Origin of the sequence: Helicobacter sp., from assembly GCF_022770205.1 — a bacterium.
In the GTDB taxonomy this organism is placed as follows: domain Bacteria; phylum Campylobacterota; class Campylobacteria; order Campylobacterales; family Helicobacteraceae; genus Helicobacter_D.
Genome location: NZ_JALEIK010000038.1, coordinates 92,189 through 106,512, shown reverse-complemented (window position 1 = coordinate 106,512; position 14,324 = coordinate 92,189). Strand labels below are relative to the sequence as shown.

Here is a 14,324-nt window from a genome sequence, read left to right as displayed (position 1 = left end):
ATTTTTAGCTATTTTAACGCACTTCACAATACAATGCCGTCTCACCGCTTACATTATGATCAATCGGTTTTACCACCTTAAATTTATAGCCTAGATTCCACGAGTCAATCATAGGTTTTATATCAAAAAAATCGCTGTATTTATGGTATAGACTAATTAACATTGCGGGTTTTTGCTTCATAATGGTTTCTTTTGCGCCTTTTAAAAACTCCTGCTCAAAGCCTTCAATATCCACTTTGATAAACCCAATTTTTAACTTTTTTTCTTTCACATAGGAATCTAGCGGAATAATCTCCACTTCCTCAAAAAGATTATTATTAGGTAGCACAATGCTAGAGCCAGCACCTTGTGTGGAGATTTTCTCCACACTATTTTTAGCACCTAAGCCTTTATTAATCGGAACAATGCGTTTGCAAGCATTCAACTTTATTGTTTGTAGCATTGTTTGATAATTTGACTTTACCGCCTCAAAGGCATACACTTTTTTCCTCGTATATTCTTGCAAAATAAGCGCACTATCACCAATGTATGCCCCAACATCAATGATGTCTTTATCTTGCAAAGCTTTTAAATCAAAAATTGCCCCCCCCCCCCGCTCACTTAAACCTAAACGATACCAAAATACAGATTCGTGAAATGCGGGGATAGGAAGATAATACCCATCATAATAATACAATGCATTAGGTGCAATTTCAAAAATATTGGGATAAAACTCGGTGTGAATGCGATTTAACATAGTAATTTCCTCAGCATTAAGTTGCGTGATATTTTGCCCATTACACACTGCTTGTTTTAAGCGCGATAGCACCCTATAAATTGTCGTAATACTCTCTTTGTCTAAACCCTGTGTTAGAATCACAAGCTTTTCTAAATATTTAGAATCCTCTAACATTTCTCTAACAAAATCACTTTGTATTATCCAATTTGCTACAAGTCCAAAATTATGTCCGATCTGTGCCATTTTTCTCCTTTATTTTACTTTTTTAGCTTCGCTTTTAATTCTGTGTTTTGAGATTCCAACTCCCTAACACGCTCTGTAAGATCTTCAATCATTTTATTTTTATCCACAATAATTGTATTCTCACACATTAACACTTCTTTCATAAGACGGATTGTTTCTTGTTGTGAGTTTGTATTTGGCATAATGTATTCTGCTAGCTTATCAAAAGGGCGATAATAGGGATCATAGTTTGGCAACGCTGCGATATAGCTTAAAAAAATATTAAAACAAATATTAAAATAATAATCCGTGTCAAGTTGGAATCGTAAATGGATAAATTTCATACTCTCATTTTGGAATCTATTGAGCATACCCCCAGCAATCACATTAAGATTTTGCTTATCGGTGTGTTTTTGGATAAAGTCTAAGAAATAAAGCTTTTGGATAAACCAACTAAGTGCCACATAAAAATGCTTTGTTAAAAGCAAATCTCCACCAAAGGCTTCAAAAAGCGGGCGCAAAAATCCGGGCAAAAACACCTTATCTGTATCAATTGCAAAATTTGTTTCACCATTTGTGCGCACACGATAATCAATAAGCTTTTCTGAAAGGGCATACATTTTCTTGCACTCTAACAATAAGCAAACTCCAAAAAGATTATCCTCTCGCATCACTTGGTTTAAAAAGCGCAATTTAGATTCCTTTAAAAACTTAAAATCAATAAACACTTGCCACACAAAAATTGCACTACCATAGCCCACTTCCTTCCCGTGAGAGAGCCAATCTTGCGGGGTAATCATTCTAGAGGTGCTTAAAATATCCAAATCATTAATATGCTCCCCTAAATGCTCCGCCCCACTCTCAGTGATTTTATCAAAACTAAACCACACAAGGCTTGCCCCCTTAGCGTGCTTTAAACAGCTACTGACTAAATCCTTATGGCACACATCATCAGAATCTAAAAAATAAATGTAATCAATTTTTAAAGGAGTGAGCTTTTTTGCTTTAATCAATGCTGCTTTGCTCTTATAAATGACTCCAATAGCATAAGGATTTGCGTTTTTCACACTAAAGGCAATAAACGCCCCCCCCCCAAACTCCACTTGCATTTCCTTATTTTCTCTGTATTCTAACGCCCCGCTAAAATAATCAATCCCTATATTTCTAGCAATAGACACACCTTCATTAATAGGCTTTACAATCACAGTAATGCGTGGATCTCTACTAGCATATTCTAGTGAAACTTCCACACAAGGCGTATAATCCCCATCGTGAACAATTAAAATCTCTAAATCTCTATAATCTTGATTTAACGCCCCTTCAAGACATTCCCTAAAATACTCTAAAGGCGTGTTATACACAGGAATTACGATTCCAACTTTATTTTGTTTTGCTATTACTCTAGCCATTTTCTCTCCTTAAAACGCATCTAAATATGGAATCCCATTTCACGCGCACTATCAAAATTAGACTTTAATTCACGCTTGATTTCCTCTAAAAAATCTTGTGTGCTAAACTCAGGATTTTTAAAACTAGCAATCCTATAAGCAGTATTTTTAACAACAAGTGCGATTTGCCCACCACTTAGATTAAACTCTGCAAGTTTTCTAAGATTAAAATCCTTGGCAAAAGGGGCATTTTTAGGGAGTAACTTCTCCCACAGGCGCATTCTCTCATCAAAATTTGGACGCTTAAATTCAATCTTATAATTAAATCGCCTAGAAAACGCCGTATCAAGCGTTTCAAGTAAATTTGTTGTGGCAATTAAGATTCCATCAAATTTTTCAATTTGTTCTAGGAAAATGTTTTGCATTTGATTGTGCATTTTATCCGCTCCACTCCCACTTGTCGTGCGTGTGCTTAAGAATTGATCCGCTTCATCTAGTAGCAAAATCGGGCTTTGTTTAGAAGTTGCGCAAAGCTCTTTATAGGATTCAAAAATCTTACGCACATTTTTTTCACTCTCACCCACATACATTGATAAAATCTTAGAGCAATCAAAGCTTAACACAGGCTTTTTAAGCGATTTTGCAAGCGCAAGGGCAGTCATTGTTTTACCCGTGCCTGCCGCTCCATAGAAAATGATTTTTGCATCAATCCCACGCCTTTTATCCTTAATCCCCCAATCTTTTAGGCGTTGTAAAACTTTAGAATCCATCTGCTTAAGCAACACTTCAAGCGTTGCCTTTGTGCTAGGATTTAACACCACATCATTAAGCGTTACTTTTGGGCGCAAAAACTCAAAAATCTCTTGCTCTTGCACAAGTGCTTCTAAGCTAATGCGCTCTTTTTTACCTTGTGTTTGCGGATGTGTGATTTTCTTTAAAACACTATCGGGAATAAAAAATGTGCGACTTACACCACCAAAGGGATTTAAAATTTCATCATAATCCACAAGCCCCTTTTCTACTAAGTGGCTTCTATCATCTAAAAGCGCGCGATTTTTCATTCTCTCATAATCATTTGTGCTAACTAAATTTATAAGCGCACCAAGCTCCCTGCCTTCACTCTCCTTACCCAAATACTCCTCTCTAACAAGTGCTAAAAAAATGATTTTCTCTTGCGCATTTAGATTAAATTCCTTAAACAAACTCTCTAAACTTAATTTCTCACGCGTTAGCTCCAAACGCTCTTGAATCCTATCTTGTAAGAGTTTGTATTTTTGCATCCCCTTCTTTAAAAGGGGTGAAGCGTAGCTGTCTTTTTTATGCGGACTTAAGCTATGTAATAGCTCAATACAAGCAAATTGATCCTTTAAATACTCTAAATGATCATTATAGGGAATAATTTTTGGAAGCTTTAAATGGATTCCACCTTCCTCAACTAACTTTAAAAAGCTTGCACTTAAAGAGATTGTCATATTTAAGAGTTCTAAGAGCAACTCTTCTTGGTTGAGTGTTTTTAAAAAAATGTGTTGCGCAATCCAACCTGTATCTAATAAATTTTTAAAATAAGGTAGATATTGCAAAACTTCTATTTCATCTTTTGGCATAAAAAGCGCATTGATAACATCTAAACAAACAACCTCGTGATCACCTTTTAAAAACTCTGTGCATAAATAGCGTAAAATGAGTGCTTCTTCTTTACTGCATTTCAAAAAAGGATAAATTTTTGCCTTATTAATACTGCTTGCTTGTAGAAAATCAATCAAATACTGCACACTTGAACCTTTTCATCACATCCTAAACCGGAGGCAATAGATAAAGCGGTTTTAGATTTGTATCAAAAATAGTTATGTCTAAAACCTTTGGCAAAGAAAAGGGTGCAATATGTGGAATCGTAGCAAAATTTTTCACACAGATTCCATCCTCTGCATTATTTTCTGTATTTTCACGCACAAAATAACAATTCCCATAAGCCTTAATCGGAGAATTTGCATTAAAATAAAATGCGTGTGTGGCAAAGAGCTTCACCCCTTTTGCAATCTCTAAGGTTTTAGCAAAAAGATAGAGTAATTTTAATGCCATAAAACTCCCAGGTCCCCTTACAAAATATAACGCATCAAACTCTATACCTTGTTTTTCTAACTCCATAAACTTAGGCACTAGAGCATCACTTAAAGGGGCGGTTAAAACAAAATCTTTATACAGCTTAAAATTTGCATCATAAACACCCACTAAAACAGGCTCCCTAGAAACATTTGGCACAATCAAAACTTTATGCATTTTGCAAGGCGTATTCATAAACGCTTTGGGATTTCTCGCTCTCTAAAATCTCATAGGCATTGCTATTTTCAAAGAGTTTTTTAGTCAGCAAATGATTGAGCTTATGGCTTCCTGCATAAGACACATACGCCCCAAGAAGAGGAATCCCAAGCAACGCCATATCGCCAATGGCATCTAAAATTTTATGGCGCACAAATTCCTCTTTGTAGCGCAAACCTTCTTGGTTTAAAATGCCAGATGCATCAAGCACAATCGCATTTTCTAAGCAACCACCAAGTGCAAGTCCAATAGAACGCAAATACTGCACCTCACTTAAGAATCCAAAAGTCCTAGCGCGCGCAATTTCTTCTTTATAATTTTTGGTAGAAAAATTAAATTTATACTGCTGTGTACCAATGACTGGATGGGGAAAATGGATGGAAAAATCAAACACACAAACATCACTAGGCTCAAAACGCACAAATTTATCACCATCTTTAACTTCAATAGGAGCTTTGATTTTTAAAATCTTTTTTGACGCCCCTTGCTTGATAATTCCTGCTTCTTCTAAAAGCATACAATACCCAATACTGCTTCCATCCATAATTGGCACTTCTTCATTATCAAGCGTAATTTTAAGATTATCAATCCCATACGCATAAACAGCAGATAATAAATGCTCAATCGTAGAAACCTTCTGCCCCTCTCTTGCAATCACCGTTGCCATTGTTGTATCCACAACACTCTCAGGCTTTAGCGGAATACTAACACCCACATCACTACGATAAAAATGGATTCCACAATTTTCATCTAAGGGTTCAAGCACCATTTTTACAGGCACACCCTTATGCAATCCAATCCCAACTAATTCAACTTTTTTTGCTATGGTTTGCTGTTTCATTACAATTCCTCTACTACAATAGAATCTTTATTTCTATAAATTTTATTGTGCGGATATTTTAGCAACGCCCTATCCACAATTTCTCCACAAAAAAGCACATTGCCTTCATTTACTCTTCCTAAAATCATATAATCGCCCCCACAAAACACATTCCCACTAATGACGCCAAAAATCTGCACATTTCCACCACTTTGAACAAATGCTCCGCTATTAATCCTCCCAAAAATCGTCAAATCACCCTTTGTGATAATCTCCTCTCCACTGCGAATTGTGCGGTGTAGCACAAGAGTAGTTGCGTGTTGCATTTCAGATTCCAACTTTTCAGATTCTAACTTGTGCGATTCCACATTTTTAGATTCTAGCTTTTCCACTTCTTGAACTTTAACATCCAACCCCAAGCTCTCTATGCCGCTTGATTGCACAAATTTCAATTGCTTGCTCTTTAAATACTCTAAAAGTGAAGCAGCATTATTTAACGGATAGGCAAAAACTAGCAAAAGATTCTGCAAAAAGCCTAAATTTTTGTCAATATAAGCGATGGTTTCTTGCACCTCACCCTCCACAAAAATAAAAGCACGAAAATTCTTCTGTCTTGTTTTTACCATTTTAAAGCCTTAAATTTGGTCAATAATGGCTTTTGCGTCATTGATAACATCTGTGATATTGAGTTTAATCCAATTTGCATCCATCCACTCTGCATTCCACACTTCATAGCCTTGCACCAACACACCAAAATGCAAATGATCCCCAAAAGCAAGCCCTGTTTTTCCAGTATTTGCAATCACACTATTGGACTCTAAGACATCCCCTACATTAACACCAGAAGTCGTCAAATGCGCATATAAAGTAGATAACCCAAGCCCGTGATCCACAACAAGCACATTCCCATCAATGCCAACAAACTCATTGAGCGTTACAACACCGGGATTATTCAAAATAACAGGAGCTTCCTTAATGCTTGCAAGATCCAATCCCATATGATCAGACTCACTAACAATCTCGCCTGCATAAGAGAAACGACGATGATCTCCAAAACTTGCCGTTACAGCACTATTTTTCAAAGGCGCAAAGGGTTTAATGTTAAAGTCCTGCACAAATGATTTTGTATCCAAAGTTGATGCCACTGCAAAAATCCTATCAAAGCTTTGCTGGCGCACACCTTCATTAATGTAGCGAAAAATCTCTACTTTATTTTCAAACTCATCTAAACTTTTCTCGCCAATCTCTTCTACAAGCATTGAAATTTTACCATCTATAAAGGAATCTGTTATAGAAATCGTGGAATCCTTATAGCGTTTTTTTTGCTGAAAATAAGCGATGGATGTGCTACTGACATTGCCTGCACTATCTTGCGCAATAATTTTTGGAGAAAAGTTATCGTGAAACTTAGACCAAGCAATAAGCGCAATATAAAAGCCTTCTTTGTAAAAAGGCTGTGCTTTAAACTCTAAATTTCCATTCGTGATTACAAGTTGCTCTAAATGCTCATCTATTGCACGAAAAATCACAAGCGCACTGCCCCCTTGTGTGATTTTATAAGAATTTGCAATGACAGCAAGTTGAGGCTTTTTAGAATCAATTGTAATGCTAAATTGCTGCGTTGTTGTGTTTCCGCTAAAAAGATTCCAATTGCTCGTATCTGTAACGCTCACTTCTAGCAGAAGAGATTTTGCATTATGAGTTATCTCTGCTGGTTTTTGGATGCCAATACAAAAGCTATCTGCAGAAAACGGAGCAGTAGCATTGTTTTCTACACACATTGCATCTTGTGTGTGGATTTGTTCAGCAACAAGCGGAATCCTTTTTCCATCATCAATTAACGCAACGCTATAACTTTTAATCCCGGCATTATCACTAATCTTAATGGGAAAAAACTCCTTAAGATTCCATACTGCTTTCTCTTTGACTGCAATCTTTGGTGCTTCTTTCTCAAAAGAATCAGCGGTTAAAACAAAAATCCCACCACCAATGAATAGAATAATTAAAGCTAAACTTAGAATCTTTACAAAACCACTTCTTAATTCTGAACGATACATTTTATCCCTTCTTTAAACACAAAGTTTGCCACGATTCTAGCCAAAAAGTGCTTATTTAGAAGTAAAAATTAAAGCAATTCTTGGTTATAATTAAAACATAATCATAATGTAGGAAACCTATGCTAAACATTATCAAAGCTTTAGAATCTAAGCGCATTTACACAGCGCTTGTTATGCTTGTTGCCATTGTGCTCATTGTGATTTTTCACAGCCCATTTCTACTTTGGAGCGTGCTTGGAATTGCATTTTTAATTGGATTTTATGAAAGCTACAAGCTCTACAACACTCCCAAAGATTCCACACAATCAAACACTCCAAAACTCATCTTTTGGGCATTAGCAATTTTAGTTTGGGCAAGTGTTTATCTCTATGAATCCCCCATTGGTGCATTTGTAGCCCTTGTGATTTTAGCCGCATACCAAAGCTACAAGCAACAGGGAAAACTAGAGCAAGCAATGGTTTTTATCTACCCTACGATTCCTTTTATTTTTCTTTATCTTTTATACCTTGAATATTCCATAAATGCTATAATCTGGCTACTTTTTACCATCGGCTTAACGGATAGCTTTGCCTATGTAGGGGGGAAAATGATAGGAGGGAAACTCTTTGCAAACAGCGCGTTTTGCCCCACTTCCCCTAACAAAACTAAAGAAGGCGTGCTTGTTGGCATAAGCGTTGCAACCATTATTGGCACGCTTGTAGGACTAGGGGTTTGTGGCTTTTTTAGCGCATTTATCCTAACGCTTCTTACAAGCTTTGCTAGCGTGTTTGGCGACTTGTATGAGAGCTTTTTAAAACGCCAAGCAGGCGTGAAAGACAGCGGAACACTCTTCCCTGGACACGGCGGAATCTTAGATCGCTTAGATGGATATTTCTTTGGAGTGATTATTCTTTATGCACTTTTAGGGCTGATTAAATAATGATAATTCTAGGCTCTAGTGGCTCTATTGGTATCAATGCCCTTGCCATTGCCGCGCGCTATAAACTCCCAGTTGAAGTGCTAGGCGTTGGCAAAAATATTGCGCTACTTAACGCACAAATTTTACAATTCCAACCCAAAGCAGTGATTATCACAAATCCAAAGGATAAAAGCCTTATCACGCCAGAGTTTAAAGGTAAAATTTATAGTGGCAAAGAAGGAATCTTACAATCAATCACAGAAGCAAAATCCAAGCTCGTGATCAATGCGCTTGTAGGGTTTATCGGACTTGCACCAACACTCCACGCAATCTCTTGTCAAAAAAAGGTAGCCCTTGCAAATAAAGAAAGTCTTGTTATTGGCGGAGATTGCATAGACAAAGAGCAAATCATCCCTATTGATAGTGAGCATTTTAGTTTAAGCTACTTATTAAATTTCAACAAATCTCACCGCCCTTTTAAAAATCTCTACATTACCGCAAGTGGCGGTGCATTCCGCGACACGCCTCTAAAAGAAATTTCACAGCAAAACTCCACAAACGCATTAAAACACCCAAACTGGAAAATGGGGAGAAAAATCACCATTGATTCTGCCACAATGGTCAATAAACTCTTTGAAATCCTAGAAGCCTACTGGCTCTTTGGTTCAAAAAACCTTGATGCTTTTATTGAAAGAAACTCTCATATCCACGCACTTGTAGAGTTTTGGGATGGAAGTGTTGTGGCACATTTTGCAAATGCAGATATGCAACTCCCAATTGCTTATGCGATTTGTTTTGGATTAGGCTTAGAGGAAGCCTTTTTACAAAAATTCAAAAACGATTCCATTATTGCTCGCTTAAATTTTCAAAACATTCATTATACACTCCAAGACATTGACGCAAAACGCTATCCGCTATGGAATCTCAAAAACACATTGCTAGAAAATCCAAAACTAGGGCTTGTGTTAAATGCAGCAAATGAAGTGGCAGTGGAAGCGTTTTTACAGGATTGCATTGTTTTTGGTAAGATTGCAGAGATTATCCAAAGCGCATTAGAAAAATTTAAGAATCCTAATTTTAGCGACATAGATGGCATTAAGGCTTTAGATTTGGAAGTGAGAAATTATACGAAAACTCTGTTATAAATTTGATTATTTATTGATTTACATTTTTTTGAAATAATACGCTAAAAATTTAAGGAGAATTGTTATGAAAATCAAAAACTTACTACTTAGCGCACTAGTTGTTAGCAATGTTTTTGCTTTTGAAGTGAGCGAGTTACCAAATGTAACAAATCGTGAAACTCCTGATGTTTCACAGACTAAAATCTACTCTTTTTACAACTCCATTAAAGAAGCAAAAAATGCAGTTGTAAATATTTCTACACAAAAAAAAGTTAAAGCACCAAATTTGCAAAATCATCCTATTTTTAGTGATCCTTTCTTTAGGCAGTTTTTTGGGGATTCCTTTGGAATGATGCTACCAAGAGATAGGGTAGAACGCAGCTTAGGAAGTGGCGTTATCATCTCTAAAGATGGCTATATTGTAACCAATAATCACGTCATTGACGGAGCAGACAAAATCCTTGTAGCACTCCCAGAATCCAATAAAGAATTTGAAGCAAAAGTCATTGGCAAAGACGCAAAAAGCGATTTGGCTATCATTAAAATTAACGCAAAAGACTTGCCGTTTTTAAAATTTGCATCTAGCAATGATTTGCAAGTGGGTGATGTTGTCTTTGCTATAGGCAATCCCTTTGGCGTAGGTGAGAGCGTAACACAAGGAATCATCTCTGCACTCAATAAGAGCGGGATGGGCATTAATGATTATGAAAACTTTATTCAAACAGATGCTTCCATAAATCCCGGAAATAGCGGTGGTGCACTTGTGGATAGTCGCGGTGGGCTAATTGGAATTAACACCGCCATCCTCTCACGCACTGGCGGAAATCACGGAATCGGATTTGCAATTCCTTCTGAAATGGTAAAAAAAATCGCAAAAGCACTGATTCAAGATGGAGTGATTGAGCGTGGATATTTGGGCGTTAGCATTCAAGATGTTAATGAAGATTTAAAAGATGTGTATAAGAATCAAAAGGGTGCAGTTGTGATTTCTATTGAAGAAAACTCTCCTGCGCAAAAAGGTGGATTGCAAATTTGGGACTTAATCACTAAAGTGAATGGAATCTCAGTAAAAAGTGCCGCAGAACTCAAAAATATCATTGGCACATTGAATCCAAACTCCGAAGTTACGCTAAACATTGTGCGCAATAAGAGCGAAAAAACGCTAACTTTAACGCTCGCAAAAGCTAAAGATGACACTAATGCAAAAATAGGCGATGGCACAAAAAGTGGAATCCAAGGGCTTGAAATTGCTCCCTTAAATCAAAATGTCAGGAATCAATTTAGGATTCCTGACAACATTGAAGGCGTGTTTGTAAGTCGTGTTATGCAGGGTTCAAGAGCTGATGAACTAGGATTTAACGCAGGCGATATTATTATACAAATTGAAAGCTATCGCATCACAAATCTTAAAGAGTTCAACCAAGCAATGCAACGCTACAAAGGACAAACAAAAAGAATGCTTCTAAATCGTGGCGGAAGAGTTTTTAGCATTGTGGCAAAATAATTGTGAAAAAAGGCGCAAAGGCTTTTTAAGCCCCCAGCTCCTTTAACTTCTCTTTGATTGCTTCAATGTGTCCATTAACTTTCACATTTTTCCAAAAAAATGCAATTCTACCTTCAGGATTAATGATAAAAGTGGAACGAATCACCCCCTCATATTCCTTGCCATAGAGTTTTTTAAGCCCCCAAGCACCATAACTTTTTAGCACCGCTTTTTCACTATCACTAAGCAAAGTAAAATTTAATCCTTCTTTTTGAATAAAACTTTGATGCGACTTTACACTATCTGGGCTAATCCCTAACACAACTGCATTAAGCGCATTTAAAGATTCCATAGAATCCCTAAAATCACAGGCTTCTGTCGTGCAACCGGGTGTTTTATCCTTGGGATAAAAATACAGCACAACGAAGCTTCCACGAAAATCGCGCAAAGAAATCTCTGCATTGTCTTGGTTTGGAAGGCTAAAAAGCGGTGCCTCTTGGTTTAATTGCAATTCCATCCTTACTCCTTATAATAACTTGTAATTGAAACTTTACAATCACTAAAAATTTCAAGTTTTGTGATTTTAATCCAAAATTCCTTGATTTGCGGAAAACTCTTTGGAATTGTTTCTAAAAAATAATTGTGTGCTTCTTCTAATAACCCAAACTCCCTTGCAAACGCACTTACAATATGCTCCCTTAGCAAGCGATAGTCTAAAAAATCACCTTCTGTTAAAGGCTTGCTTCCTACTAAATACTCACTTTCTACCAAAAATTCCGCATTTACGCAAATCTTTTGTTTCCTTTCTCTCTCAAAAGGCAAGATTCCAATAATACATTCTAACTCCAAATCCTCTAACTCTATTTTCCACATAACGCCATTTTTCATAACGCTTGCCCCCTAAAATTTTGTAAAAATCTCCACAAACCCCGCATTTAACGCACGCTCAAAGGCTTTAACAATTTGAATAAACTCCCCACTCTCAACTTGCTCCACCTTTTCTATAACAACACTTTTTTCAAGCTCACTCCCCCTAACAACGCTTCCTTCAAAAACACTTCCCCCAAACTCACTCCCCCCAATAATCTCCACAAAAAAGCGCACAAATACACTCTCTCTTTGCGCATCAAAGTAGCAATCAAGCACATTAATTTTCACACGCCCCACCTGAGTTTTAGCATCTTGACTGCCCCAAACGCCCCCATTTTGTGCATTTAGGATTCCATAGTTGCCAGCAATCTTTAGCGCAAGCGAATCAACCATTACAGAAAAAGGCTCAATCCACGCATTTTTGGAAAAATACGCAATACTATTTGCATTAGTTTTATAAGCAATTTTCTTGCTAGCAATTTTTGGCGCAACGCTAATCTCCCAAAAAAGCTCTTTTTTAGATTCCAACTTGACGCCATTTAAGGCTTCAATCTCATAATATTGCACCTGTGGTATCTTTGCAAAACAGCCACTAAAAACCACAATAAAACTAGCAATCCACGCAATTTTTATCCAACCCATTTTTACTCCCTTGGTCCTAAAATCTCTCTTTCTTCGCCAAACAAAAATCCACTAGGAGAACTTGAAAACTTCTCTAAAACACTCTCTGCATTTTGTAAGATTCCATCTAGTCGCAGAGAATTTTGCTCTAACTGCAATAAAAGCGGCGTTAAAATGGAGCGCAAATTATAATCCCCACGCTCTAAAGACGCATTAAATAGCACACTACTTCTTTGGATTCCATCCATCGCATCTTTCGCGCCAATAAATGCGCTATTAAGCCCATTTAAAACCCCTTTAAACTCTAAAGAAGCACCTTTAATATTCTCTAGCGCAACTTCTATATTTATAAGATTTTTCTCATTTAAAAGCAGATTTAAACGATCAAGACTCACTTCAAGCCTATCAAAAACAACTTCTGTTTTACTCTCTAACTTTTCAATCCAATTTTCTTGAAACTCAATAATTGCTTTACCACCTTTAGCAAAAGGCTCTCCCTTTCCTTGTGTAAGTGCGATATAATTCCCTCCTGTTAAACCTTGTGATTCTACAATAGCAAGTGCCCCTTGGTGCAAAACAATCTCTTTTTTCACCCAAAGCACAATTTCCACCCCATCTTGCGCCTCACTTAAACCATAATGTTTCACAAACCCCACAGGAAGCCCTAAATAGCGCACAGGTGTTTCTATGCGAATCCCTTTTGGCAACTCTTTATTGTATAAATAATATTCTGCATAGACTCCTAAATTCCTATCATACTTCCCCATCCAAAACACAAATCCCGCCAGTGCTACCAATGAAACCATTAGAAACACGCCAAGCAAAATATAATTTAACCGCGCTTCCATACTCTCCTCCTATACCTCCTCTAAAAATGCGCCTAATGCTCCCACCTGTGCTTTTAAATCCGCCAAACTCCCCTCAAAAAATATCTTCTTATCCTTTAGCACAACCATTCTATCAACCACTCCCTTAACAGATTCCATATCGTGCGTTACCATCACCACACTAATGCCTAGCAAATCCTTAAGCTCTGCAATTAGAGCGTCAAAATGCCTTGCACTTCTAGGGTCTAACCCACTTGTTGGCTCATCTAAAAAGAGTATTTTTGGACTTAATGCCAAAGCCCTTGCAAGCCCGACGCGCTTAACCATTCCCCCACTTAGCTCATTGGGATACAAGTTTGCCACTTCTTTTTTGAGCCCTACGCGCATTAGCCACATCAAAGCAAGCTCTTGCATATCTTTTTGACTAAACTCCGTGTATTCCCTTAAAGGAAGCATAATATTTTCTAGCACATTAAGAGAGCTAAAAAGCGCACCAAATTGAAACAAAACCCCTAAATTCAACTTCATATCCAAAGAATCTTTAGAATTTAGATTCCATATATCTTTGCCTAAAATCCTAACTTCTCCGCCACTTGGAGCTTTTAAAAAAATCATTGTGTTAAGCAGTGTGCTTTTCCCACTTCCACTTCCTCCAAGCAGCGCAAAAATCTCTTTTTTGTAAACCTTAAAAGAAATATTATCGTGGATAATCCGCTCTCCATAGCCTGTGGTTAAATGACACACTTCCACAACAGATTCTTGCATTTTGGATTCCATCTTTTACCTTAAATTTTGCTTGAAATTTGCCTATAATTTTACCTTAAAATGCGCCTATATTTTTACTTGAAAATCTACCTTAAATTTTATCTATAATTCCCTTGCTTTTTAAACTCGGTACACAAGAAAAGGAGAACCTTAAATCGCAAGCGATTTTTTCCTTATTGCGTGCCAAATTTAAAAAGCAAGGGAAAACGCAATA

The 14,324-nt window shown here is 37.1% G+C and carries 15 protein-coding genes; 3 read left to right on the top strand and 12 right to left on the bottom strand.

Annotated elements, in window-relative coordinates:
* Nucleotides 1-13: 13 nt before the first annotated feature.
* Genes MRZ19_RS07460 through MRZ19_RS07430 form a run of 7 tightly spaced genes read right to left on the bottom strand, consistent with a single transcriptional unit; the run spans nt 14 to nt 7,521 of the window.
* Nucleotides 14-961 carry an FkbM family methyltransferase gene (locus MRZ19_RS07460; RefSeq protein WP_291031673.1) on the bottom strand — a complete coding sequence of 316 codons (948 nt, stop codon included), beginning with the start codon at nt 959-961 and terminating at the stop codon, nt 14-16.
* Between the two features lie 14 nt (nt 962-975).
* Nucleotides 976-2,349, bottom strand: a complete 1,374-nt coding sequence (locus MRZ19_RS07455) for a glycosyltransferase (RefSeq protein ID WP_291031672.1) — start codon at nt 2,347-2,349, stop codon at nt 976-978.
* 20 nt (nt 2,350-2,369) lie between these two features.
* Nucleotides 2,370-4,100, bottom strand: a complete 1,731-nt coding sequence (locus tag MRZ19_RS07450; RefSeq protein ID WP_291031671.1) for an ATP-binding protein — start codon at nt 4,098-4,100, stop codon at nt 2,370-2,372.
* Nucleotides 4,101-4,122: 22 nt separating this feature from the next.
* The gene (locus tag MRZ19_RS07445) at nt 4,123-4,605 is read right to left on the bottom strand and encodes a hypothetical protein (RefSeq protein WP_291031670.1); all 483 of its coding nucleotides are present in this window, start codon (nt 4,603-4,605) and stop codon (nt 4,123-4,125) included.
* Entirely contained in the window at nt 4,598-5,485 is an 888-nt protein-coding gene (gene lpxC, locus MRZ19_RS07440; RefSeq protein ID WP_291031669.1) for a UDP-3-O-acyl-N-acetylglucosamine deacetylase, read from the bottom strand. Before lpxC ends, MRZ19_RS07445 begins: the two co-directional genes overlap by 8 nt.
* Nucleotides 5,485-6,090, bottom strand: a complete 606-nt coding sequence (locus MRZ19_RS07435; protein ID WP_291031668.1) for a septum site-determining protein MinC — start codon at nt 6,088-6,090, stop codon at nt 5,485-5,487. The genes lpxC and MRZ19_RS07435 overlap by 1 nt, the downstream gene beginning before the upstream one ends.
* 9 nt (nt 6,091-6,099) lie before the next feature.
* The gene (locus tag MRZ19_RS07430; RefSeq protein ID WP_291031667.1) at nt 6,100-7,521 is read right to left on the bottom strand and encodes a M23 family metallopeptidase; all 1,422 of its coding nucleotides are present in this window, start codon (nt 7,519-7,521) and stop codon (nt 6,100-6,102) included.
* Between the two features lie 119 nt (nt 7,522-7,640).
* Here MRZ19_RS07430 and MRZ19_RS07425 point away from each other — a divergent pair, with 119 nt between their 5' ends.
* The 3 genes from MRZ19_RS07425 to MRZ19_RS07415 all read left to right on the top strand — a co-directional run bounded on the left by MRZ19_RS07425 (nt 7,641) and on the right by MRZ19_RS07415 (nt 11,048).
* A complete protein-coding gene (locus MRZ19_RS07425; RefSeq protein ID WP_291031666.1) occupies nt 7,641-8,441 on the top strand; it encodes a phosphatidate cytidylyltransferase in 801 nt (266 codons plus the stop codon).
* Nucleotides 8,441-9,565: a 1-deoxy-D-xylulose-5-phosphate reductoisomerase gene (gene dxr, locus MRZ19_RS07420; protein WP_291031665.1), complete on the top strand. Its 1,125-nt coding sequence runs from the start codon at nt 8,441-8,443 to the stop codon at nt 9,563-9,565. Before MRZ19_RS07425 ends, dxr begins: the two co-directional genes overlap by 1 nt.
* Before the next feature lie 64 nt (nt 9,566-9,629).
* A complete protein-coding gene (locus tag MRZ19_RS07415) occupies nt 9,630-11,048 on the top strand; it encodes a Do family serine endopeptidase (protein ID WP_291031664.1) in 1,419 nt (472 codons plus the stop codon).
* 25 nt (nt 11,049-11,073) lie between these two features.
* Here MRZ19_RS07415 and bcp read toward each other — a convergent pair whose 3' ends face one another.
* The 5 genes from bcp to MRZ19_RS07390 are packed head-to-tail and all read right to left on the bottom strand — an operon-like array spanning nt 11,074 to nt 14,122.
* Nucleotides 11,074-11,544 carry a thioredoxin-dependent thiol peroxidase gene (gene bcp / locus MRZ19_RS07410; RefSeq protein ID WP_291031663.1) on the bottom strand — a complete coding sequence of 157 codons (471 nt, stop codon included), beginning with the start codon at nt 11,542-11,544 and terminating at the stop codon, nt 11,074-11,076.
* Between the two features lie 2 nt (nt 11,545-11,546).
* Nucleotides 11,547-11,915: a dihydroneopterin aldolase gene (locus MRZ19_RS07405; RefSeq protein ID WP_291031662.1), complete on the bottom strand. Its 369-nt coding sequence runs from the start codon at nt 11,913-11,915 to the stop codon at nt 11,547-11,549.
* Between the two features lie 12 nt (nt 11,916-11,927).
* A complete protein-coding gene (locus MRZ19_RS07400) occupies nt 11,928-12,539 on the bottom strand; it encodes a hypothetical protein (RefSeq protein ID WP_291031661.1) in 612 nt (203 codons plus the stop codon).
* Nucleotides 12,540-12,541: 2 nt separating this feature from the next.
* Nucleotides 12,542-13,366, bottom strand: coding sequence for an MlaD family protein (locus MRZ19_RS07395; protein WP_291031660.1), 825 nt, complete (start codon nt 13,364-13,366; stop codon nt 12,542-12,544).
* A gap of 9 nt (nt 13,367-13,375) precedes the next feature.
* Nucleotides 13,376-14,122 (bottom strand): ATP-binding cassette domain-containing protein, encoded by a 747-nt coding sequence (locus MRZ19_RS07390; protein WP_291031659.1) that lies wholly within the window; start codon nt 14,120-14,122, stop codon nt 13,376-13,378.
* Nucleotides 14,123-14,324: the final 202 nt, after the last annotated feature.

Coding starts and splice junctions, on each gene's coding strand:
- MRZ19_RS07460 (WP_291031673.1), bottom strand. CDS start 961: ATGGCACAGATCGGACATAATTTTGGACTTGTAGCAAATTGGATAATA.
- MRZ19_RS07455 (WP_291031672.1), bottom strand. CDS start 2,349: ATGGCTAGAGTAATAGCAAAACAAAATAAAGTTGGAATCGTAATTCCT.
- MRZ19_RS07445 (WP_291031670.1), bottom strand. CDS start 4,605: ATGCATAAAGTTTTGATTGTGCCAAATGTTTCTAGGGAGCCTGTTTTA.
- lpxC (WP_291031669.1), bottom strand. CDS start 5,485: ATGAAACAGCAAACCATAGCAAAAAAAGTTGAATTAGTTGGGATTGGA.
- MRZ19_RS07435 (WP_291031668.1), bottom strand. CDS start 6,090: ATGGTAAAAACAAGACAGAAGAATTTTCGTGCTTTTATTTTTGTGGAG.
- MRZ19_RS07430 (WP_291031667.1), bottom strand. CDS start 7,521: ATGTATCGTTCAGAATTAAGAAGTGGTTTTGTAAAGATTCTAAGTTTA.
- MRZ19_RS07425 (WP_291031666.1), top strand. CDS start 7,641: ATGCTAAACATTATCAAAGCTTTAGAATCTAAGCGCATTTACACAGCG.
- dxr (WP_291031665.1), top strand. CDS start 8,441: ATGATAATTCTAGGCTCTAGTGGCTCTATTGGTATCAATGCCCTTGCC.
- MRZ19_RS07415 (WP_291031664.1), top strand. CDS start 9,630: ATGAAAATCAAAAACTTACTACTTAGCGCACTAGTTGTTAGCAATGTT.
- bcp (WP_291031663.1), bottom strand. CDS start 11,544: ATGGAATTGCAATTAAACCAAGAGGCACCGCTTTTTAGCCTTCCAAAC.
- MRZ19_RS07405 (WP_291031662.1), bottom strand. CDS start 11,915: ATGAAAAATGGCGTTATGTGGAAAATAGAGTTAGAGGATTTGGAGTTA.
- MRZ19_RS07400 (WP_291031661.1), bottom strand. CDS start 12,539: ATGGGTTGGATAAAAATTGCGTGGATTGCTAGTTTTATTGTGGTTTTT.
- MRZ19_RS07395 (WP_291031660.1), bottom strand. CDS start 13,366: ATGGAAGCGCGGTTAAATTATATTTTGCTTGGCGTGTTTCTAATGGTT.
- MRZ19_RS07390 (WP_291031659.1), bottom strand. CDS start 14,122: ATGGAATCCAAAATGCAAGAATCTGTTGTGGAAGTGTGTCATTTAACC.